This window comes from Aureimonas phyllosphaerae (assembly GCF_900113065.1).
In the GTDB taxonomy this organism is placed as follows: domain Bacteria; phylum Pseudomonadota; class Alphaproteobacteria; order Rhizobiales; family Rhizobiaceae; genus Aureimonas; species Aureimonas phyllosphaerae.
The window spans coordinates 58,965-75,692 of sequence record NZ_FOOA01000009.1 but is presented as its reverse complement, the minus strand read 5'-3'; the positions used below and the strand labels follow the sequence as shown (position 1 = coordinate 75,692).

Below are 16,728 nucleotides of genomic sequence, written 5' to 3'. Positions count from 1 at the left end.
CTCGCCTCAGCCGGCCCAGCCGACGAAGAAGTCCGGCCCCGCCTCGGCGACGAGCGCGTGGGCCGCATCGCGCGCCGCGCCCACCGCGTCGGTCTGGGGCACGTGGATCTCCGTCTCGTGCATGCGAGCGCCGTCCGGCGTGAGGATCATGCCGTGGAAGCGGAAGGCGTCGCCGCGCGGCTCGGCATAGGCGGCGATCGGCGTGCGGCAGGAGCCGTCGAGGACGGCGAGGAACGCACGCTCGGCCAGAAGCGCGCGGTGCGTCTCCGGGTGGTCGAGCGGCGCCATCATCTCGGCGGTCCGCTCGTCGGCCGCACGCTGCTCGACGCAGATCGCGCCCTGCCCCGGCGCCGGCGGAAACGCCGCGACGTCGAGGATCTCGCCGGCGACCCCGGCAGCGTCCAGCCGGTTGAGGCCGGCGAGCGCCAGAAGCGTGCCCTCGACCTCGCCGCGCTCCAGCTTCTGGAGGCGCGTCTGGACGTTGCCGCGGAAGATCACGAGGTCGAGATCGGGGCGCAGCCGGCGCAGCAGGGCCTGCCGCCGCAGCGAGGCGGAGCCGACGCGCGCGCCGTGTGGAAGCTCATTGATCGCCCGGACGCGGCGCCCGATGAAGACGTCGCGCACGTCCTCGCGCGGCAGGAAGGCGGAGAGGCTGAGGCCGGCCGGCACCGCGGTCGCCATGTCCTTGGAGGAATGGACGGCGACGTCGATCTGGTTGCCGAGCAGCGCTTCCTCGATCTCCTTGGTGAAAAGCCCCTTGCCGCCGACCTCCGACAGGGCGCGGTCCTGGATCCGGTCGCCGGCGGTCGAGATCACCATGACCTCGAACGCCTCTTCCGGCAGGCCGTGCGCGGCCATCAGGCGGGTGCGAACCTCGTGCGCCTGGGCGAGCGCGAGGCGGCTGCCGCGCGTGCCGATGCGGAAGGGTCGGGAGGTCATGGGGCTCAGCCTTTCGATCGCAGCACCGGCAGTGGGATGCGCCGCCGGTGCTGCCCCTCCCTACAACAGGCCGGCGGGCGGGTTCCACACCAAAGCCCCGGCGCGCGCCGACGGTGGCGAAAACCTCATCGCGCGGCTATGTGCTCCTCCATGACGCCAGAAGCCCCCTCCCCCACCGGCCCGCTCGTCCTCGGCATCGAGACGAGCTGCGACGAGACCGCGGCTGCCGTGGTCGGGCGCGACGCCGACGGCGGGGCGCGGATCCTGTCCAACGTCGTCCTCAGCCAGATCGACGAGCATGCCGCCTTCGGGGGCGTGGTGCCCGAGATCGCCGCGCGCGCCCATGCCGAGGCGATCGGCGGGATCGTCCGGGCGGCGCTCGACGAGGCGGGCGTGTCGCTCCGCGAGATCGGGGCGGTAGCCGCGACCGTCGGGCCCGGCCTCGTCGGCGGGCTGATCGTCGGCGCGACCGCGGCCAAGGCCATCGCGCGGCCGCTCGGCCTGCCCTTCATCGCCGTCAATCACCTGGAAGGCCATGCGCTGACGCCGCGCCTCACCGACGGGCTCGCCTATCCCTATCTCCTGCTTCTCGTCTCGGGCGGGCACACCCAGATCCTGCTGGTCGAGGGCCTCGGGGCCTACGAGCGCTGGGGCACCACCATCGACGACGCGCTGGGCGAGGCCTTCGACAAGACCGCCAAGCTCCTCGAACTGCCCCATCCCGGCGGCCCGAGCGTCGAGCGCCTGGCGGACGGCGGCGACCCGCACCGCTTTCCCCTGCCCCGCCCGCTGCGCGGCGAGAAGCGGCTCGATTTCTCGTTCTCCGGCCTGAAGACCGCCGTGCGGCAGACGGCCGAAGCCAACGCGCCGCTGGAGCCCCAGGACGTCGCCGACCTCTGCGCCGCCTTCCAGCGCGCGGCGAGCGAGAGCGTCGCGGACCGGCTGGCGCTGGCGCTGGCGCGCTTCCGCGACCGGTTCCCCGATCTCGCCGACCCTGCGCTCGCGGTGGCGGGGGGCGTCGCGGCCAACGGCGAAATCCGCCGGGCTCTGGCCGCGCTGTCGGAACGCACCGGCGTGCGGCTCGTCTCGCCGCCCCATGCCCTGTGCACCGACAATGCGGCGATGATCGCCTATGCCGGGCTCGAGCGTCTCGAGGCGGGCGAGCGCGACGCCTCCAGCGCCCCGGTGCGCCCGCGCTGGCCGCTCGACGCGACCGCCGCGCCGCTGATCGGCTTCGGCAAGCGCGGAGCCAAGGCATGAGCGTCGCGGTGGTGGGCGGCGGCGCCTGGGGAACGGCGCTCGCGACGGTCGCCGCACGCGAAGAACCGGTGCGCCTTCTCCTGCGCGACGCGGCGATCGCGGACGCGATCAACCGGCGGCGGGAGAACCCGGCCTATCTCCCCGGCATCGTGCTGCCCGTCGGCATCGAGGCGGTGCTGAAGCCGACGGCGATCGGCGGCGCCGGGATCGTCCTCCTGGTGACGCCCGCCCAGACGTTGCGCGCCGTGTGCCGGATGCTGGCGCCGCATCTGTCGGCCGGCGCCGCGCTCGTCCTCTGCTCCAAAGGCATCGAGCGCGATACGGGGCTCTTCGCCTCCGCCGTGGTCGAGGCCGAACTGCCCGGCTATCCCGTCGCGGTCCTGTCCGGCCCGAGCTTTGCGAGCGATGTCGCCGCCGGCCTGCCGACGGCGGTGACGCTCGCCGCGCGCGACGCGGCGCTTGCCGACGCGCTCGCACGACGCCTCGCGGGGCCCGCCTTCCGCGTTTATGCCGGCACCGACGTCCTCGGCGTCGAGGCGGGCGGGGCGCTGAAGAACGTCCTGGCCATCGCGGCCGGCGCCAGCGCCGGTCTTGGGCTCGGCGCCTCGGCGCAGGCCGCGCTCGTCACGCGCGGCTTCGTGGAACTGACGCGGCTCGGGGAGGCGCTCGGTGCCGATCCCCGCACGCTGGTCGGCCTGTCGGGCCTCGGCGACCTCGTGCTCACCTGTTCGGGCACGCAGTCGCGCAACTTCGCCTACGGGCTGGCGCTGGGTCGCGGCGAGGACCTTTCAACCCTGAAGCTTGCCGAGGGTGTCTTCTCGGCGGGTGTCGCGGCGCGGCTCGCCACCGAGCGCGGCATCGAGGCGCCGATCATCCAGGCCGTCGCCGGCATTCTCGACGGGACGCTGCCGGTGGCCGACGCCGTCGCCGCGCTTCTGGCGCGACCGCTCAAGCGCGAGTTCTGAAAACCGCTTGATCGCCCGGCCCGATTTGCTACGGGGCGGTCAGCCAACCGATCGGGGACTGACAATGCTGTATGCCCTTCTCTGCGAAGACCGCACGGATGCCGGAACCCTGCGGGCGGACAACCGCCCGGAGCATCTCGCCCACCTCAAGTCGCTCGGTCCGACGCTGAAGTTCGCCGGGCCCTTCCTCGATGAGGACGGCAAGCCGACCGGCAGCCTGATCGTGGTCGAGGCGGACAACGCAGCGGCCGCACGGGCGCTCGGCGAACAGGACCCCTTCGCGAAGGCAGGCCTCTTCTCGTCGGTCACGGTGCGGCGTTGGAACTGGTCGGTCAACAACCCCGAGACCGCCTGATGGCCTTCTGGCTGTTCAAGTCCGAGCCGTTCAAGTGGTCCTTCCAGCAGCAGAAGGACTGCGGCGCGGCGGGCACCGAGTGGACGGGCGTTCGCAACTACCAGGCGCGCAACTTCATGCGCACCATGCAGCTCGGCGAGCGCGGCTTCTTCTACCATTCCAACGAGGGCAAGGCCGTCGTCGGCGTGGTCGAGGTCTGTGCCCTCGCCCATCCCGACTCGACCGCGGACGACCCGCGCTGGGAATGCGTCGAGGTCCGGGCCGTCGCCGACATGCCGAACCCGGTGACGCTCGATGCCGCCAAGGCCGAGCCGCGCCTCAAGGACATGGTCCTCGTCACCAATTCGCGACTGTCGGTGCAGCCGGTGACGGAGGACGAGTTCCGCACGATCTGCGAGATGGGCGGGCTCGACTGGAAGACGGCGACGGGAACCTGACGCGAGCCGGAACGTTTCGCGAACAACAGACACGCGGAGCGTTTGATGACCGAAGCCAATCCCAAGGCGGACGCCGCCAATTCGAACACGGTGAAGGACCCGGACGACTGGACCACCGGCGACGAGCCGATGACGGGCGCGCAAGCGTCCTATCTCAAGACCCTGTGCGAGGAGACGGACCACCCGTTCGACGACACGCTGACCAAGGGCGACGCGTCGAAGCTGATCGATGAGTTACAGGCCAAGAGCAAGCGCCTGAAGGACGCCTGATCCGGACCGTCGCCAAGTTCGCGAAACGGCCGCGCCTTGTCGGAAGGCGCGGCCGTTTCGTTGGATGTTCCGGCTCTCTAGGATTTAGCTGAGAAAGCCGAGGAACCAGAGAATAAGGATGATCGGGATCGGAATGCCGATCAGCCAGAGAAGGCCGCCTTTGAGCATTACGCGTGATCCTGTGCTGCTGTCACGATTGCAACCCTCCGTTATGCCAGCCGGTTCCACCGATTGTACCGTCGCGTGATGGACGATCGTTCGCGCCGGCGTGACTTCATCCGCGCCAACACCGTTCCGCTCCGGCCGCCCCATGTGCCGGAGATCGTGCTTCATCTCGCCGACGAGGCGCACGAGCTCTGGCTGAAGACGGAAGAGGAACTGGAGGCGATCGGCCTGCCGCCGCCGTTCTGGGCCTTTGCCTGGGCGGGCGGACAGGGGCTGGCGCGCTACGTGCTCGACCATCCCGCCTCTGTCGCCGGTCGCCGCGTCGTGGATCTTGCCTCCGGCTCCGGCCTCGTCGCGATCGCGGCGGCACAGGCGGGCGCGGCCCACGTGCTGGCGCTCGACATCGACCCGTTCGCGCGAGAAGCCGCCGAGCTCAACGCGGCGCTGAACGGCGTCACGCTCGCGATCGCCAGCGAGGACCGGATCGGCCGGCAGGTCGAGGCGGACGTGCTTCTTGCCGGCGACGTCTTCTACGACCAGGGCTTCGCCGCCCGCCTCGCGCCCTGGTTCGACGGGCTGGCGGCCGGGGGCGTCGAGGTTCTGGTCGGCGATCCCGGCCGCGCCTACCTGCCGGCGGCACGCGTCGAGCGGCTGGCCGTCTACGAGGTGCCGGTGACGCGCGCGCTCGAGGATGCCGAGGTCAAGCGCACCACGGTCTGGCGCTGGACGGCGGGCGCCTGACGCTCGACGCGGCGCCCCATCCCCCGTAAAGCTCGATGCGTTCCTGGGGAGGATCCATGAGTTCGACATCGACTACGCCGTTTCAGCTGGCCGTCTGCGCCGAGACCGTCTTTGCCGCGCTTCCGGTGCCGGAACGCCTCGCGCGTCTGTCCGCCGCCGGCTTCCTGGTCGAGATCTGGGACTGGACCCGGCACGACATCAAGGCGCTCGCCGCCTCGGGCGCGCGCTTCTCGTCGATGACGGGCTACGTCACCGGCCGGCTCGCCGACCGCGAGGGCGCCGACGAACTCCTGCGCACCGCCGCCCTGTCGATCCCGGTCGCAAAGGAAATCGGCTGCCCGCGGCTCAACCTTCACGGTACCGGCCTCGACGGGAAGGGACAGGCCGTCCTGCCGGCCGAGACGGTGACCGGGCCGATGTGGATCGAGGCCGTCGACACGCTGCGCCGGATCGCCGACCTCGGCGAGCGCGAGGGTGTCACCTTCGTCCTCGAAAACCTCAACGAGGCGGTCGACCACCCAAAGGTGCCCTTCGCCAAGGCGGCGGACACGATCGCGCTGGTCGAGGCGGTCGCCCGGCCGGGCCTTCGCCTCAATCTCGATCTCTATCATGCGCAGATCGGCGAGGGGAACCTGATCGAGCTCTGCCGCCGGGCGCTGCCGCTGATCGGCGAGATTCAGGTGGCCGACGTACCCGGCCGGCACGAGCCGGGCACGGGCGAGATCAACTATCCCGCGATCGCTCGCGCGCTCGATGCCATGGGCTACCGCGGCGTGATCGGCCTCGAGGCGTGGCCGGAGGGCGACGACGAGCTGGCGCTCCAGCGCTTCCGTACGGCCTTCACCCTCGAGCCGCGTCATCCCCCCGTCATGGAGCCTGCCTAAAGCCCCGGGCTTTCGAGAGGAACGCGGCATGGTGGGATTTCGGCTGGACGGGCTGACCAAGAGCTTCGGCGGCGCACGGGCGGTGGACGGCCTGCGGCTGGAGGTCGCGGACGGCGCGTTCCTGGCGCTTCTTGGGCCGTCCGGCTGCGGCAAGACCACGGTGCTGCGGCTTCTGGCAGGCCTCGAGCGGCCCGACGGCGGCACGATCACGATCGGCGATCGCGTGGTGGTCGGGCCCGGCACCTTCGTCGAACCCGAGGATCGCGGCCTCGGCATGGTGTTCCAGTCCTATGCGCTGTGGCCGCACATGAGCGTCGCCGGCAACGTGTCCTTCGCGCTCCACGGCAAGGGCCTCGCAGCGGCCGAGATCGAGGCGCGCACGCGCGAGGCGCTGGCGCTGGTCGGCCTCGAGGACCGGGCGGCGGCCCGGCCGCACCAGCTGTCCGGCGGCCAGAGGCAGCGCGTCGCGCTCGCCCGCAGCCTCGCGCTGCGCCCCAAGCTCCTCCTCCTCGACGAGCCACTCGCCAATCTCGACCCGGCGCTGCGCACGGGGCTGGCCGCCGAGTTCCGTCGCCTGCACGCGGAAACGCGCACCACCTTCGTCTTCGTCACCCACGATCAGGCCGAAGCACTGGCGCTCGCCACGACGATCGCGGTGCTGGAAGCCGGCCGGCTTCAGCAATGCGCCGCGCCCGAGGAACTGTGGCGCCGGCCGGCCTCGCCCGCGGTCGCCCGCTTCATCGGCGACGGGCGTCTCCTGCCGGTGGAGGTGCTCGGCTCGTCCGGCGCGGGATTGAAGGTGGCGCTCGGTGCGGCGCGCCTCCTCGTGCCCGGCGAAGCGCCCGCCGGCCCCGGCTGGCTCTGCGTGCGCCGCCAGGGCCTCGCCCTGACGGATGCCGAATCGCCGGACGATGCCCTGGCGGGCACGGTGCGGGCTTCGCGCTTCGAGGGCGGCGCCTATCTTCACGACGTCGCGGTCGGGGACGACACGCCGGTCGAGGTGCATGGGCCGATTTCACTGTCCCCCGGCGCATCGGTCCGGCTGCACGTCACCGACGGCTGGGTCATTCCGCGCCAGCCCTGAGCCGATCTTAAGGTTTCACGCCCCTGTCATGTTGGGGCGATAGCGGGGGCCATCTCCCGACCATCTCTCGAAGGATCCAGCCCATGACGCGCCGCCTTTCCGCCAGTCTCGCCGCCCTCGCCGGCATCCTCCTGTCGGGCTCCGCGCTCGCCGCCGACGCGTCCGGCGCGATCACGCTCTACACCTCGCAGCCGAACGACCAGATGACCGCCGTGGTCGAGGCATTCCGCAAGGACAATCCCGACGTCACCGTCGAGATCTTCCGCGCCGGCACGACCGAGCTGATGGCCAAGCTGCAGGCCGAGTTCGCGGCCGGCGGCTCGCCCGCCGACGTCGTCCTGATCGCCGACACGGTGGCGATGACGCAGCTGAAGGAGGCCGACCGCCTCCTGCCCTACACTGAGGCGCCGGTCGAGGGCATCCCGGCCAATCTCGTCGACCCCGACCGCACCTATTTCGGCACCAAGCTGCTCACCACCGGCATCATCTACAACACCGACGAGGTGAAGACCGCGCCGACCTCGTGGAACGACCTGAAGGCCGAGGACGCCGCCTCGCAGCTGATCATGCCGAGCCCGCTCTATTCCGGCGCGGCCGTTGTCCATGTCGGCACGATGACGCAGGCGCCGGCCTTCGGCTGGGACTACTACGAGGCGCTCGCCGACGGCGGCGCCGTGGCCGGGCAGGGCAACGGCACGGTCCTGGAAGCCGTCGCGCGCGGTGAGAAGAGCTACGGCATGATCGTCGACTACATGGCGATGAATGCCAAGGCCAAGGGCTCGCCGGTCGCCTTCGTCTTCCCGTCGGAAGGCGTCTCGACGATCACCCAGCCGGTCGCGATCCTGAAGGGGACCGACAATCCCGACGCGGCGAAGGCCTTCGTCGACTGGCAGCTCGGCCGCGCCGCGCAGGAGCAGTCGGTGGCGCAGGGCTACTTCCCGGTGATCGAGGGCATGGCGCCGCCCGCCGGCTATCCCGATCCAAAGACGCTGCGCGTTCTGGCGACCGATTCCGCCAAGCTCGTCCAGGACGAGGCCGACCTCAAGGCGCGCTTCTCCGACCTCTTCGGTGGCTGACGGCACCGCAAGCCTCGAGGCCGCCGCTCCAGAGCGGCGGCCCTTCGCCCGCGCGGCGCTACGGCCGGAGACGGTGCTGGCGGCCGCCCTCCTCCTCGTCGTCGCGCTGATCGGCACGTGGCCGCTCCTGCGCCTTCTGTCGCTCGGTCTTGCGGCCGGCGAGGACGGCGCGGCCTTCGGCAATCTCGTGGAGGCCTGGGGCTCGCGGGCGATCCACCGCGCCTTCTGGAACACGCTCGCCGCCTCGCTTGGCGCGACCGCGATCGCGGTCACGCTCGGCGCGGGCCTCGCGCTTCTCCTGGCGCGCATGCCCGCCCGACGCCGGGCGCTCCCGACCTTCCTTCTCCTGTCGCCGCTCCTCGTGCCGTCGCAGATCATGGCGCTGGCCTGGATCGAGCTCACGGGCCTCGTGCTGCCACAGGCGGGCCGGATTCTCTACTCCGGCCCCGGCGTTGCGCTGCTTCTCGGCATCGAGGCGATGCCGCTCGTGTTTCTGGCCGTGCGGGCGGGGCTGGCGCTGGTGCCAGGCGATCTCGCCGATGCCGCGCGCATCGCGGGCGTCCCGCGCGGCCGCATCCTCCGTCGCATCGTCCTGCCGCTGCTCGCCCCCACGATCGCCGGCAGCGCGGCGCTGGCGTTTGCGGCCTCCGTCGGCAATTTCGGCATCCCGGCGCTCCTCGGCATCCCCGGACGCTTCCCCATGCTCACCACCCTCGCCTACCAGCGGCTCAACGGCTTCGGCCCGTCGGTCCTGCCGCAGGTGGCGGTGATCGCGCTCGTGCTGGTGGCGCTGGCACTGGCGGCGCTGGCGCTGCGAAGCCTTGCGCTGCGCGCGCTCGCCGTGCCGGTGGAGCGCGTCGGTGGCCAGCCCGCCGCCCTCGACCGAACGGCCCCGCACGGCCTGGCGCCGGCGCTGGTCTGGATCGGCGTCGCGGTGGTCGCCGTCCTGCCGATGCTGGCGCTGGTCGCCGGCGCCTTGACGCCCGCCATCGGCGTCGCCTTGACGCCCGACACCGCGACGCTCGCGCAGTTCCGCTCGGTGCTCGCGAGCGATGCGATCCGCCGTGCCCTCGTCAACTCGCTGGCGCTCTCGCTCGGCATGGCGGTGGTCGCCGGCGCCCTGGCCGTGCCGCTCGCCTATCTCGCGACGGTGCGGCGAAACCCCGTCGCGCGCATGACGGGGATCGTGGCGGATGCGCCCTTCGTAGTGCCGGGCACCGTCCTCGCGCTCGCCTTCATCCTGGTGTTCCTGCCGCCGCTGCCGGGCATCGGCGTGTCGCTCTACGCAACGCCCTGGATCCTGGCGCTCGCCTATCTCACCCGGTTCCTGCCGCTGGTGACGGCGCCGGTCGCAAGCTCCTTCGCCAGCCTCGACCCTGCGCTCGACGACGCCGCGCGCGTCTCGGGCGTCGGCCTCCGGCGACGCCTGGCGTTCCTCGCCCTGCCGCTCGCGGGCCGGGCGACGGCGGCCGGCATGCTGCTTGCCGCGCTCACCGCCTTCAACGAACTGACCGTCTCGGCGCTCCTCTGGTCCGCGGGGACGCAGACCGTCGGCGTCATGGTGTTCTCGCTGCAATACGAGGGCAATTCGGGCGAGGCGGCGGCGCTCTCCGTCCTCGCCACGCTTCTCGTCGCGGCCCTCGCCTTCCTCGCCGACCGGCTCGGGCGCGGCGCACCGGGCGCCCTGCCCTGGCGCGACTGACCCTTGCGGGAGAGCCGCGCCACAGACCCGGCTATTCCGCCGCGACCGCCGCGACGCGCGCCTTGGCCACACGGATCGGCACGGATTTCGCCGCCGGCACATGGCTGTCCTTGGCGTGGTGCCAGAGCGGGATCAGGCGGTTGAGCTCGGGATAGTAGCCGCCGACATCGCCCTTCGGCAGCTTGAAGGCGTGCACCCGCAGGCCCTCGACGCGGCGCTCCACCCCGTCGTCGGCATGGGTTTCCACATCCACGAAGTCCTGGTCCTTGAGCCCGAGGCGCGCCATGTCGTCGGCGTTCATCAGGAGGATCATCCGCGAGCCCGAGATGCCGCGCAGGCGGTCGTCGTAGCCGTAGACGGTGGTGTTGAACTGGTCGTTGGAGCGCAGCGTCATCAGCGTGAAGACGTCAGGCCCGCGCGTGTCGATGTCGGGATTGGTGTCGAACCCGTCCTCGGGCACGTGGAAGTTGGCCTTGCCGTTCTCGGTCTTCCATTCGCGCCGGCAGGCGGGCAGGTCGCGGTGGAAGCCGCCCGGCTGCAGGAAGCGCTTGTTGAAGTCCTTGAAGTATTGCGGATAGGCGCGCTCGATCTCGTCGCGCACCAGCGCGTAGTTGCCGACCCACGCATCCCACGGGATGCTGGATTTGCCCGGCACGGTCGCCTTCGCCATCTCGGCGACGATCTTCGGCTCGGACAGGAGTTCGGGCGAGGCCGGCGGGCGCCAGCCCTTGGAGCCGTGGATGCAGGCGGTCGAGTCCTCGACCGAGACGATCTGGTCGCCGCTCGCCTGCCGGTCGCGCTCGATGCGGCCGAGGCAAGGCAGGATATAGGTGACCGCGCCCGGCAGGAGGTGGTTGCGGTTGAGCTTGGTCGAGATCTGGACGTGGAGGCGCAGGTTCCGCCACGCCTTCTCGATCGCCTCGGTCTCGGGCACCGCGCGCGAGAAGTTGCCGCCGAGCCCAATGAAGGCCTTCACCGAGCCGTCGATGATGCCCTGGCAGGCTTCCACCGTCGCCATGCCCTTCTCGCGCGGCGGCTCGAAGTCGTAGAACGCCTTGAACTTGTCGAGCGGGGCGAGTTCCGGCTTCTCGGTGATGCCGACCGTGCGCTGGCCCTGCACGTTGGAATGGCCGCGGATCGGCGAGATGCCGGCGCCCCGCTTGCCGATATTGCCGCGCATGAGGAGGAGGTTCACCACCATGCGCACGTTGGCGACGCCGTGACGGTGCTGGGTGAGGCCCATGCCGTAATGCGCCATCACGGCGTTGGAGCGGGCGTAGGTGCGGCCGACCTCCTCGAGCTCGGCGCGCGCAAGCCCCGAGCAGCGCTCGATCTCCTCCCAGGTCGCATCGCGCACGAAGCGCTCGAACTCTTCGAAGCCGTGGCAATGCTCCTCGATGAAGGCGACGTCGAGGACACGGGGGGCGCCCTTCTCCTTCGCCTCGTCGTCGAGCTGGAAGACGGTCTTGGCGATGCCGGTGATCGCGGCGATGTCGCCGCCGCACTTCAGCTGGAAGTACTCGCTCGACATCTTGGTGCCGGCGCCCGGCGACAGCATCTCGACGGGCGACTGCGGGTTCTTGAAGCGCATCTGCCCGCGCTCCTCCACCGGATTGAAGGTGAAGACGGGCACGCCGCGCTTTCGCGCCTCCTGCAGCGGGTGGAGAAGGCGCGGCGCGTTGGTGCCTGTGTTGTGGCCGAAGAAGAGCATCATGTCGGAATGCTCGAAGTCTTCGTAGACGATGGTGCCGACGGGCGAGCCGATCGACAGCGGCAGGCCGACCGAGGTCGATTCGTGGCACATATTGGACGAGTCGGGCAGGTTCTGCGACCCGTAGACCCGCGCGAAGAGCTGGTACATGTAGCTCGTCTCGAGCGAGGCGCGGCCCGAGGCGTAGAAGATCACCGACTTCGGATCGAGCGCCTGCAGCTCCCGGCCGATCTCGGCGAAGGCGCTTTCCCAGGACACCGGCACATACTGGTCGAGCGAGGCGTCGTAGCGCATCGGCGTCGTCAGGCGACCGTTCTTCTCGAGGTCGTAGTCCGGCCAGTCGAGAAGCTCGGACACCTTGTGGCGGGCGAAGAAGTCGCGGTTGGTGCGCCGCTTGGTCTGCTCCCAGATCGTCGCCTTGGCGCCGTTCTCGCAGAACTCGAACGTGTTGGCGTCGGCGGGTTTGGCCCAGGAGCACGAGACGCAGGCGAAGCCGTCCGGCTTGTTCTGCTTGTAGAGCGTGTTCCAGATGGTCGAGATCGCCAGCCCCTCGGCAAGGCTCTTCTTGGCGAGCGACTTCACCGAGCCCCAGCCGCCCGTCGGCTCGTCATAGGGTTCGACCGTGGGCTCGGACTGGATCTCGCTACGCTTCATGACGGCAGGCCTCGGCGGGAACGGAAGATGGAAGGTCCAGTGAGGGGGACGCGCGAAAGCGCCCCGGGTTCCCTGCCGCCACGCGATCCTATCGCCGCACCGCCAATCGCGCGCCCGGCCGCAGGAACGGTGCCAAGCGTCCCATGTCCCGGCGCGTGACCGCGACGCAGCCCTCGGTCGGGCGGAAGCCCGGCCGCGCGATGTGGAAGAAGATCGCGCTGCCGCGCCCGCGTGCGCGCGATCGCAGGTTCCAGTCGAGCACCACGACGACGTCGTAGAGCGCGTCCTCGCGCTGCATCGTCTCGGCGCTGGCCGTCAAAGGCAGGCGCACCGGGCGATTGTAGGCGGGGTGGCGAGGCTCGTCAGACCAGCCGTCCTCGGCCCGTGCGCGGCGGAGCGGAAGGCCGGGCAGCCGGAACGGGGCCCCGCGCCGCCCGCCCCGCACGAAGGCCGCGACGACGGCCATTTCGGCGAGCGGCGTCGCTCCGTCCCCTTCGCGCTTGCCGCTGGTGATGCCGGAGCGGCCGAGCGCACAAGGAATGCGCAGCGGACCCGCCGCCAGAATGCCGCGGCGCGGGTCGAGCGGCGAGGCGCGAACGGTTAAAAGCGGGCCCGAACGGGGTTTCCTCGGCCTAGGGGGTGGAAAAAGCCGCATTGCGCTCACAAATTATTACAAAGCCGGGCGCGAATCAGTCGCCCGACCGGATCGTTGAAACGAAGGACCCTGGATGAGCGTACGTAGCATTCTCATTGTCGATGACGACGACGACCTTCGCACGACACTGGTGGATCAGCTCGCCCTCCACGAGGAGTTCCAGGTGCTCCAGGAGGCGAACGCCACCAAGGGCATCCAGACCGCGCGCGCCAACCTGATCGACCTCGTGATCATGGATGTCGGCCTGCCGGACATGGACGGCCGCGAGGCGGTGAAGACGCTGCGCAAGGGCGGCTTCAAGGCGCCCGTCATCATCCTGACGGCGCAGGACGGCGACGCCGACACGATCCTCGGCCTCGAATCGGGCGCCAACGACTATGTCGCCAAGCCCTTCCGCTTTGCGGTGCTGCTCGCGCGCATCCGCGCCCAGCTGCGCCAGCACGAGCAGTCCGAGGACGCGACCTTCCAGGTCGGCCCCTACGTCTTCAAGCCGAGCCAGAAGGTCCTCCTCGACGAGAAGGGCGGCAAGATCCGCCTGACCGAGAAGGAAACCGCGATCATCCGCTACCTCTACCGGGCCGACCGGCGCGTCGTGACGCGCGACGTCCTTCTGGAAGAGGTGTGGGGCTACAATTCGGGCGTCACCACCCACACGCTCGAGACCCACGTCTATCGCCTTCGCCAGAAGATCGAGCCGGAGCCTTCCAACGCCCGGCTGATCGTGACGGAGTCGGGCGGCTACAAGCTGATGCCCTGACCCGAACCGCCGGTTGTGTGGCCGGCTGGAAACGCCGTGGGGCGAAGGGGCCGGCTGGCTGCGACTTCGCCCCGCTTTGGGCTTCACGCGGCGGCGATTTCCTGCGATGTCCGAAGCGGGCGCCCCGCGCCCGGCAGGGGGCGTGAAGGGTGTTTCGGTCGGCATGAGCCTGGAAAGCGACATGGAGCTTCTCGGCGGCGTCTCCCTGTTCCAGGACCTGACGCGCGACCAGCTGCGGCTTCTGGCCTTCGGCGCCGAGCATCGCCACCTGCGCTCGGGCGAGATCCTGTTCCGCGCCGAGGCGCGCGCGGATGCCGGCTTCATCGTGGCCTCGGGTATGGTCAACCTCGTCGACGGCGAGGGCGACGCGCGGCGCGTCGTCGAGACGGCGGGTCCCGGATCGCTCCTCGGCGAGATGGCCCTCATGGCCGACACGCGCCGGCCGGTGACGGCGGTCACCGCCACCGACTGCGACTTCATCCGCATCTCGCGCCCGCTGTTTCGCCGGATGCTGCAGGAATATCCCGAGATCGCGGTAACGCTGCACGACCGCATCACGGGCGAGCTCGCGGCGATGACCGCCCGGATCCTCGCCCTGTCCGACGTCTTCGACTACGACGACGAGACGGACGCGCCGGCCGGCCCGCCGCCCGGCGACGGCGAACCGCGCCCCTGAGCGGTCAGCCCCGGCCGGCGCCGCCGCCCTCGACCGTCGCCATCGCTTCGCGCACCTGCCGCTCGGCCGCCTGCAGGGTGCGATAGGCCCGGAACTTGGCGTCGTGGAAGGCTGCGATCGCACCGCCGGCGGGCTCGATCGTCTCGCCGGCCCGGCACATCCGCGTCGCCGCGCCGGCGAGATCCGGTGCCGCACCGCTCGCGACGACGCCGAGCATCGCGCTGCCGAGGAGCACGGGCTCGGCCGTCTCCGGCAGCACCACCGTCGTGCCCGTCGCGTCCGCCAGGATGCGCCGCAGAAGGGGCGAGCGCGAGGCGCCGCCCGAGACCACGATCCGCTCCAGCGGCACGCCCTTCGCCCGCATCGCCTCGACGATGTCGCGCGTGCCGTAGCAGAGGCCGCAGAGCGCGGCGACGAAGAGGCGCACGATGGCGTCCTCGTCGGCGGCGAGCGTCAGGCCGCTCACCGTGCCGGTCGCATGCGGATCGGCGTGCGGCGAGCGGTTGCCGAGATGGTCCGGCACGACGTGGAGGGTAGCGCTCAGGCGGGCCGCCTCCACAGAGCCGGCGAGCGCAACGGCGCGTGCTTCGAGATGGTCGAGAACGCCCCGCCCCTCGCGCTCGGCGGCCTCGCGCGCGGCGGCAAAACCCGGATGCGAGCCGACGAGGTGGTCGAGCGCCGCGCCGTAGCCCGACTGCCCGCCTTCCAGAAGCCAGGCGCCCGGCAGCATCGCGCCGAAATAGGGCCCCCAGACGCCTTCCACGAAGGTGGCTTCCGCCGTCACCGCCATGGCGCAGGCCGACGTTCCCATGATCAACGCGAGGTCGCGACCGACGCCCGACACCGTGCCGACGCCGCCGGCATGGGCGTCGATCAGGGCGGCGCCGACCGGCGTGCCAGGCTTCAGCCCGAGATCGGCGGCGGCCTCGGCCGTCAGGCCGGCGCCCACCGGCTCGCCGATGTCGAGCACCGCCTGCCCGATGCGCCGAAAGCCCTCGTCGGCGAACTCGCCGAGGCCGATCGTGCGGAAGTAGTCCTCGTCCCAGCGCCGCTCGTGCGCGAGATAGGTCCACTTGCAGGTGATGGTGCACACCGAGCGCGCGGCCGAGCCCGTGGCGCGCCATGTGAGATAGTCGGCAAGGTCGAAGAAGTGCTCGGCCCCGTGGAAGGTGTCCGGCTTGTTCTCCTTCAGCCAGAGGAGCTTCGGCGTCTCCATCTCGGGCGAGATGCGCCCGCCGACATAGGCGAGGACCGGGTGGCCGGTGGCGTTGATCCGCTCGGTCTGCGCGAGCGCCCGGTGGTCCATCCACACCACGATGTCGCGCTGCGGGTCGTTCGAGGGACCGACGGCGAGCGGCTGCGCGCCGGGGCCGACCGCGACCAGCGAGCAGGTGGCGTCGAAGCCGATGCCGCGCACGCGCGCCGGATCGCCGCCGGCCGCCTCCAGCGCCTCTTGGACGCTCTCGCAGATCGCGTGCCAGATGTCGGCGGAGGACTGCTCCACGATCTCGCCGGGCTCGCGCCACATCCGGATCGGGCGCTTGGCGGTGGCGACGAGACGGCCAGCCTCGTCGAACAGTCCGGCACGCGCGCTGCCGGTTCCGACATCGATGCCGAGGAAGAGATCGTTGGCGCTCATCTGGAAGGCCTTCGGACTAGAGGTCGACGCCGTGCGGCAGGATCACGAGGTCGCGGATCACGACCCCTTGCGGCCGTGTGACCATGAAGAGCACGGCGTCCGCAACCTCCTTGGCCTCCATCAGGCTCTTCGAGGCGCGCGCCTCCTCGAGCTTGGCGGCCGGCCAGTCGTCGATCAGCGGCGTGATCACCGGGCCGGGCGCCACGGCGCCGACGCGGATGCCGTGCTTGATGACCTGGCGGCGCAGCGTGTGGACGAAGGCCTGGATGGCGAATTTCGAGGCCGTGTAGACCGGCTCCCAGACCACCGGCACGAGGCCGGCGACGGAGCTCGTCACCACGACGTCGCCCGAGCCGCGCTCGGCCATATGCGGCAGGACGGCGTGGATCGAGCGAAAGGCGGCGTTGATGTTGAGGTTGAGCATCCGGTCCCAGCGGTCGGGGTCGCCCTCGATCACCTCGCCGCCGACATAGGCGCCGGCATTGGCGTGGAAGATGTCGAGGCGCCCGGCCTTCTCGAGGATCTGCGGCATCATCGTGTCGACGCTGGCGCCGTCGGTGAGGTCGATGCGCACGGCGTGGGCGCCGGCCCCGAGCCCGGCGCAGGCGGCTTCCAGACGGTCGGCCGCGTGGTCGACGAGGACGACCTCGGCGCCGGCCGCGAGAAAGGTGCGGGCGCATTCGAGGCCGATGCCGGACGCCCCGCCCGTGACGGCGGCGACTTTGCCGGAGAGATCGAAGTTCATGGGTGCTGTTCCC

At 70.9% G+C, this 16,728-nt stretch carries 17 protein-coding genes; 12 read left to right on the top strand and 5 right to left on the bottom strand.

The genetic code is table 11. From position 1 onward, the window contains the following. Positions 1-6: 6 nt before the first annotated feature. Positions 7-939, bottom strand: a complete 933-nt coding sequence (hemC, locus tag BM175_RS12540) for a hydroxymethylbilane synthase (RefSeq protein WP_090963541.1) — start codon at positions 937-939, stop codon at positions 7-9. A gap of 150 nt (positions 940-1,089) precedes the next feature. On the opposite strand from hemC, the gene tsaD reads away from it, so the two are divergent. The 10 genes from tsaD (at position 1,090) to BM175_RS12490 (ending at position 9,878) form a co-directional block, all read left to right on the top strand. Beyond that, positions 1,090-2,199: a tRNA (adenosine(37)-N6)-threonylcarbamoyltransferase complex transferase subunit TsaD gene (gene tsaD / locus BM175_RS12535; protein ID WP_090963539.1), complete on the top strand. Its 1,110-nt coding sequence runs from the start codon at positions 1,090-1,092 to the stop codon at positions 2,197-2,199. Further along, positions 2,196-3,164 (top strand): NAD(P)H-dependent glycerol-3-phosphate dehydrogenase, encoded by a 969-nt coding sequence (locus tag BM175_RS12530; RefSeq protein WP_090963537.1) that lies wholly within the window; start codon positions 2,196-2,198, stop codon positions 3,162-3,164. The genes tsaD and BM175_RS12530 overlap by 4 nt, the downstream gene beginning before the upstream one ends. 64 nt (positions 3,165-3,228) lie before the next feature. Continuing rightward, positions 3,229-3,519 (top strand): YciI-like protein, encoded by a 291-nt coding sequence (locus BM175_RS12525; RefSeq protein WP_090963535.1) that lies wholly within the window; start codon positions 3,229-3,231, stop codon positions 3,517-3,519. Next, entirely contained in the window at positions 3,519-3,956 is a 438-nt protein-coding gene (locus BM175_RS12520; protein WP_090963534.1) for an EVE domain-containing protein, read from the top strand. Before BM175_RS12525 ends, BM175_RS12520 begins: the two co-directional genes overlap by 1 nt. Before the next feature lie 45 nt (positions 3,957-4,001). Further along, on the top strand, positions 4,002-4,226 hold the full coding sequence (locus tag BM175_RS12515) for a DUF3072 domain-containing protein (protein ID WP_090963532.1): 225 nt from the start codon (positions 4,002-4,004) through the stop codon (positions 4,224-4,226). 246 nt (positions 4,227-4,472) lie between these two features. After that, positions 4,473-5,132, top strand: a complete 660-nt coding sequence (locus BM175_RS12510; RefSeq protein ID WP_090963530.1) for a class I SAM-dependent methyltransferase — start codon at positions 4,473-4,475, stop codon at positions 5,130-5,132. 56 nt (positions 5,133-5,188) lie between these two features. Continuing rightward, positions 5,189-6,016, top strand: a complete 828-nt coding sequence (locus tag BM175_RS12505; protein ID WP_090963528.1) for a TIM barrel protein — start codon at positions 5,189-5,191, stop codon at positions 6,014-6,016. A 28-nt stretch (positions 6,017-6,044) separates the two neighbouring features. Next, positions 6,045-7,100, top strand: a complete 1,056-nt coding sequence (locus BM175_RS12500; protein ID WP_090963526.1) for an ABC transporter ATP-binding protein — start codon at positions 6,045-6,047, stop codon at positions 7,098-7,100. A gap of 83 nt (positions 7,101-7,183) precedes the next feature. Continuing rightward, positions 7,184-8,176 (top strand): ABC transporter substrate-binding protein, encoded by a 993-nt coding sequence (locus BM175_RS12495; RefSeq protein ID WP_090963524.1) that lies wholly within the window; start codon positions 7,184-7,186, stop codon positions 8,174-8,176. Beyond that, the gene (locus tag BM175_RS12490; protein WP_090963522.1) at positions 8,169-9,878 is read left to right on the top strand and encodes an ABC transporter permease; all 1,710 of its coding nucleotides are present in this window, start codon (positions 8,169-8,171) and stop codon (positions 9,876-9,878) included. Before BM175_RS12495 ends, BM175_RS12490 begins: the two co-directional genes overlap by 8 nt. A gap of 31 nt (positions 9,879-9,909) precedes the next feature. Here BM175_RS12490 and BM175_RS12485 read toward each other — a convergent pair whose 3' ends face one another. Both BM175_RS12485 and BM175_RS12480 read right to left on the bottom strand, forming a co-directional pair. Then, entirely contained in the window at positions 9,910-12,243 is a 2,334-nt protein-coding gene (locus BM175_RS12485; RefSeq protein ID WP_090963521.1) for an FdhF/YdeP family oxidoreductase, read from the bottom strand. Between the two features lie 88 nt (positions 12,244-12,331). Beyond that, positions 12,332-12,757, bottom strand: coding sequence for a L,D-transpeptidase family protein (locus BM175_RS12480; RefSeq protein WP_425285274.1), 426 nt, complete (start codon positions 12,755-12,757; stop codon positions 12,332-12,334). A gap of 214 nt (positions 12,758-12,971) precedes the next feature. Between BM175_RS12480 and BM175_RS12475 the strand changes: the two genes are divergently transcribed. Together BM175_RS12475 and BM175_RS12470 are read left to right on the top strand one after the other, a co-directional pair. Beyond that, positions 12,972-13,655, top strand: coding sequence for a response regulator transcription factor (locus BM175_RS12475; protein WP_055892020.1), 684 nt, complete (start codon positions 12,972-12,974; stop codon positions 13,653-13,655). Between the two features lie 106 nt (positions 13,656-13,761). After that, positions 13,762-14,331, top strand: coding sequence for a cyclic nucleotide-binding domain-containing protein (locus BM175_RS12470; protein WP_244545984.1), 570 nt, complete (start codon positions 13,762-13,764; stop codon positions 14,329-14,331). Positions 14,332-14,335: 4 nt separating this feature from the next. Here the strand turns inward: BM175_RS12470 and BM175_RS12465 are convergent, their stop codons facing one another. Both BM175_RS12465 and BM175_RS12460 read right to left on the bottom strand, forming a co-directional pair. After that, the gene (locus BM175_RS12465) at positions 14,336-15,970 is read right to left on the bottom strand and encodes an FGGY-family carbohydrate kinase (protein ID WP_090963516.1); all 1,635 of its coding nucleotides are present in this window, start codon (positions 15,968-15,970) and stop codon (positions 14,336-14,338) included. Between the two features lie 16 nt (positions 15,971-15,986). After that, positions 15,987-16,715 carry an SDR family oxidoreductase gene (locus BM175_RS12460; protein WP_090963514.1) on the bottom strand — a complete coding sequence of 243 codons (729 nt, stop codon included), beginning with the start codon at positions 16,713-16,715 and terminating at the stop codon, positions 15,987-15,989. Positions 16,716-16,728 lie beyond the last annotated feature (13 nt).

Bases quoted from the DNA above. Each gene is read 5' to 3' on its own strand.
- tsaD (WP_090963539.1), top strand. From the start codon at position 1,090: ATGACGCCAGAAGCCCCCTCCCCCACCGGCCCGCTCGTCCTCGGCATC.
- BM175_RS12475 (WP_055892020.1), top strand. From the start codon at position 12,972: ATGAGCGTACGTAGCATTCTCATTGTCGATGACGACGACGACCTTCGC.
- BM175_RS12495 (WP_090963524.1), top strand. From the start codon at position 7,184: ATGACGCGCCGCCTTTCCGCCAGTCTCGCCGCCCTCGCCGGCATCCTC.
- BM175_RS12465 (WP_090963516.1), bottom strand. From the start codon at position 15,970: ATGAGCGCCAACGATCTCTTCCTCGGCATCGATGTCGGAACCGGCAGC.
- BM175_RS12485 (WP_090963521.1), bottom strand. From the start codon at position 12,243: ATGAAGCGTAGCGAGATCCAGTCCGAGCCCACGGTCGAACCCTATGAC.
- hemC (WP_090963541.1), bottom strand. From the start codon at position 939: ATGACCTCCCGACCCTTCCGCATCGGCACGCGCGGCAGCCGCCTCGCG.
- BM175_RS12520 (WP_090963534.1), top strand. From the start codon at position 3,519: ATGGCCTTCTGGCTGTTCAAGTCCGAGCCGTTCAAGTGGTCCTTCCAG.
- BM175_RS12470 (WP_244545984.1), top strand. From the start codon at position 13,762: ATGTCCGAAGCGGGCGCCCCGCGCCCGGCAGGGGGCGTGAAGGGTGTT.
- BM175_RS12460 (WP_090963514.1), bottom strand. From the start codon at position 16,715: ATGAACTTCGATCTCTCCGGCAAAGTCGCCGCCGTCACGGGCGGGGCG.
- BM175_RS12530 (WP_090963537.1), top strand. From the start codon at position 2,196: ATGAGCGTCGCGGTGGTGGGCGGCGGCGCCTGGGGAACGGCGCTCGCG.
- BM175_RS12505 (WP_090963528.1), top strand. From the start codon at position 5,189: ATGAGTTCGACATCGACTACGCCGTTTCAGCTGGCCGTCTGCGCCGAG.
- BM175_RS12510 (WP_090963530.1), top strand. From the start codon at position 4,473: ATGGACGATCGTTCGCGCCGGCGTGACTTCATCCGCGCCAACACCGTT.
- BM175_RS12500 (WP_090963526.1), top strand. From the start codon at position 6,045: ATGGTGGGATTTCGGCTGGACGGGCTGACCAAGAGCTTCGGCGGCGCA.
- BM175_RS12525 (WP_090963535.1), top strand. From the start codon at position 3,229: ATGCTGTATGCCCTTCTCTGCGAAGACCGCACGGATGCCGGAACCCTG.
- BM175_RS12515 (WP_090963532.1), top strand. From the start codon at position 4,002: ATGACCGAAGCCAATCCCAAGGCGGACGCCGCCAATTCGAACACGGTG.